The organism is Mycobacterium sp. (assembly GCF_049278535.1).
GTDB lineage: Bacteria > Actinomycetota > Actinomycetes > Mycobacteriales > Mycobacteriaceae > Mycobacterium.
Window position 1 is genome coordinate 1 of sequence record NZ_JBAPMI010000046.1, and the last position, 3,311, is coordinate 3,311.

At 64.5% G+C, this 3,311-nt stretch carries 3 protein-coding genes; 2 read left to right on the forward strand and 1 reads right to left on the reverse strand.

What is annotated here, in order from left to right:
* Positions 1-1,403 (reverse strand): acyl-CoA dehydrogenase family protein (locus WAO18_RS02785; protein WP_422203701.1); only part of this gene is annotated, 1,403 nt, incomplete at its 3' end.
* A gap of 181 nt (positions 1,404-1,584) precedes the next feature.
* Here WAO18_RS02785 and WAO18_RS02790 point away from each other — a divergent pair.
* Together WAO18_RS02790 and WAO18_RS02795 are read left to right on the forward strand one after the other, a co-directional pair.
* Positions 1,585-2,259: a TetR/AcrR family transcriptional regulator gene (locus tag WAO18_RS02790; protein WP_422203702.1), complete on the forward strand. Its 675-nt coding sequence runs from the start codon at positions 1,585-1,587 to the stop codon at positions 2,257-2,259.
* A 9-nt stretch (positions 2,260-2,268) separates the two neighbouring features.
* Complete coding sequence (locus WAO18_RS02795; RefSeq protein WP_422203704.1) at positions 2,269-3,210, forward strand: R2-like ligand-binding oxidase; 942 nt, start codon at positions 2,269-2,271, stop codon at positions 3,208-3,210.
* Positions 3,211-3,311: the final 101 nt, after the last annotated feature.

Here is a 3,311-nt window from a genome sequence, read left to right on the forward strand (position 1 = left end):
ACACCTTTGTCACGCGCGATCTTGCGGAAGAAGAAATCCTGCGCCTGGATCGCGGTGGTGCCCTCGTAGAGCGAGTCGATCTTCGCGTCGCGGATGTACTGCTCGATCGGGTAGTCCTGCAAGAACCCCGAGCCACCCAGAGTCTGCAGCGACTCGGTCAGGTACTGGTACGCCCGCTCAGAGCCAACGCCCTTGACGATAGGCAACAGCAAATCGTTGACGCGGTTCGCCAACTCGGCGTCCGCGCCCGAGACCGCCTCGGCGACAACAGCATCCTGATGCGCCGCGGTATAGAGGTAGATCGCCCGCAACCCTTCGGCGTAGGCCTTCTGCATGATCAGCGAGCGGCGCACGTCCGGGTGACGGGTGATCGGCACCCGCGGAGCGTTCTTGTCGAGCATCTGGGTCATGTCGGCACCCTGGATACGCGTCTTGGCGTATTCGAGTGCGTTGAGGTAGCCCGTCGACAGCGTGCCCGACGATTTGATGCCGACCAGCATCCGCGCGTTCTCGATGACCTTGAACATCTGCGCGATGCCGTCGTGGATGTCGCCGACCAGCCAGCCCTTCGCGGGGATGCCGTGTGCACTGAAGGTCAACTCGCACGTCGGCGAGGCCTTGTAGCCCATCTTGTGCTCGAGCCCCGTCGCGTAAACCCCGTTGCGCTCGGTGATTTCGAAGCTGTCCCAGTCGAACAAATACTTCGGCACCACGAACAGGCTGAGGCCCTTGGTGCCGGCGCTCGCTCCCTGCGGACGTGCCAGCACCAGGTGCAAGATGTTGTCGACGGTGTCGCCCAGGTCGCCGCCAGAGATGAAGCGCTTGACACCTTCGATATGCCAGGAGCCGTCCGGCTGCTCGATGGCCTTGGTGCGTCCGGCTCCGACGTCGGAGCCGGCGTCGGGTTCGGTGAGCACCATCGTCGCACCCCAGCGCCGTTCGATCGCCGCGCTGGCCAGCGCCTGCTGCTCGTCGTTGCCGAGCGAGTAGAGGATGTCGGCCATCGGTGGGCCGGCGTAGAAGAAGAACAGCGCCGGGTTGGCGCAGATGATCATCTCCAGTGCCGCCCATGCCACGGTGCGCGCCACCGGGGTGCCACCGATTTCAGGTGCCACACCCAGCCGCCACCATTCGGCATCCCAGATGGCTTGCACCGTCTTACGGATCGGATCGGGCACCGTGATGGTGTGCTCGTCCGGCAGGAAGACCGGCGGCGTGCGATCGGCTGCCACAAAGGACTCGGCGACCGGACCTTGAGCAAACCGGGCTACCTCGGCCAGGATCTCGCGGGTGGTGGCGCTGTCGAGTTCGCCGACTTCCCCCGAATCCAGCACGTCGCCGAGAGCGAGCGCCTCGAACAGGTTGAACTCGATGTCACGCAGGTTGGCTTTGTAATGCGCCATGGCCCCTCCTCGCGTTGCAGTATGGCGAGAATCGCGGTCTCACGAGCCTGTTTCGGGAGTTTCCTGAATCGCGTCCTCCAGGGTTTGCGGCAGGTGCCGCCGCCAATTGTTTGGCGCAGACCCTTGAGAAGTGACCTGACTCACACTAAAGTGACCAGTGGTCATCCAGGGAGGAGGGCTGATGCCGACGGTCACTTGGGCTCGCGTCGACCCGGCGCGCCGCGCGGCGGTCGTGGAGGCTGCGGAGGCAGAGTTCGGGGCGCACGGCTTCTCCGGCGGCAGCCTGAACGTGATCGCCCGGCGTGCGGGCGTGGCCAAGGGCAGCCTGTTCCAGTACTTCGCCGACAAGCGCGACATGTACGCCTACATCACCGATGTCGTCAGCCAACGGGTGCGGGTCTACATGGAGGATCGGATCCGTCAACTCGATCCGAGCCGGCCGTTCTTCGACTTCCTGACCGACTGGCTCGACGCATGGGTCGCGTATTTCGCCGACCATCCACATGAACGTGCGTTGCATGCGGCCGCGAGCCTGGAGGTCGACACCGATGCGCGCGTCAGCGTGCGCAGCGTCATTCACCGCCACTACCTGGAGGTGCTGCGGCCGCTGGTGCATGACGCTCAGGTCCGCGGCGATTTCCGCAAAGACGCCGACATCGATGCGCTGTTGTCGTTGCTGCTGTTGATCTTTCCGCATCTGGCGCTGGCGCCGTACATGCGCGGCCTCGACCCGATCCTCGGTCTGGACGAACCCAGCGCGGAGCAGCCGACGCTGGCGGTACGCCGCCTGGTGGCCGTCCTGTCGGCCGCATTCAGCTCCGTAGACAGCACCACAAGTCAGCCACAAAAGATCTGAGGAGGTCTGATGTCACGCACTGGTTCGAATTCACTCGTCGCCGGCGGGCTCAACTGGGACAGCCTGCCGCTCAAGCTGTTTGCCGGTGGCAACGCCAAGTTCTGGAATCCCGCCGATATCGACTTCTCGCGCGACCGCGCCGACTGGGAAAAGCTGAACGAGGACGAACGCGATTTCGCCACCCGGTTGTGCGCGCAGTTCATCGCCGGCGAGGAAGCGGTCACCGAGGACATCCAGCCGTTCATGTCCGCGATGCGCGAAGAAGGCCGGCTCGGCGACGAAATGTACTTGACCCAGTTCGCTTTCGAAGAGGCCAAGCACACCCAGGTCTTCCGGCTCTGGCTCGACGCCGTCGGGATGACCGGGAACCTACAGAGCTTCCTGGAACCGCTGCCGGCGTATCGGACGATGTTCTACGACGAGTTACCCGACTGCCTCAACGCCTTGTCGTCTGACCCGTCACCCGCGGCCCAGATCCGGGCGTCGGTCACCTACAACCACGTCGTCGAGGGCATGCTCGCACTCACCGGTTATTACGCGTGGCACAAGATCTGCGTGGCACGCGGGATCCTGCCCGGCATGCAGGAATTGGTGCGCCGCATCGGTGACGACGAACGCCGGCACATGGCATGGGGCACCTTCACCTGCCGGCGTCACGTCGCCGCCGACGACGCCAACTGGGGAGTGTTCGAATCCCGGATGAACGAGCTGATGCCGCTCGCGCTCGAGGCCACCGTGCAGGGTTTCGCGCTGTTCGACGTGATGCCGTTCGATCTGGTGCAGGACGAGTTCATGCAGTACGCCGCCGACAAGGGCATGCGGCGCTTCGGCACGATCTCCAGTGCGCGTGGCCGCCCGCTCGGCGAGATCGACATCGACTACTCGCCGGTGCAGCTGGAAGACACCTTCGCCGCTGAAGACGAGAAGTCGCTGGCCGGCGCATCGGCCTGATCACGTCGCGAGCTAGCCGACCCAGACCGTCTTGGCGTTGCAGAACGCCTTGATGCCGAGGTTCGCGAGTTCGCGGCCGTAGCCAGAACGCTTGACGCCGC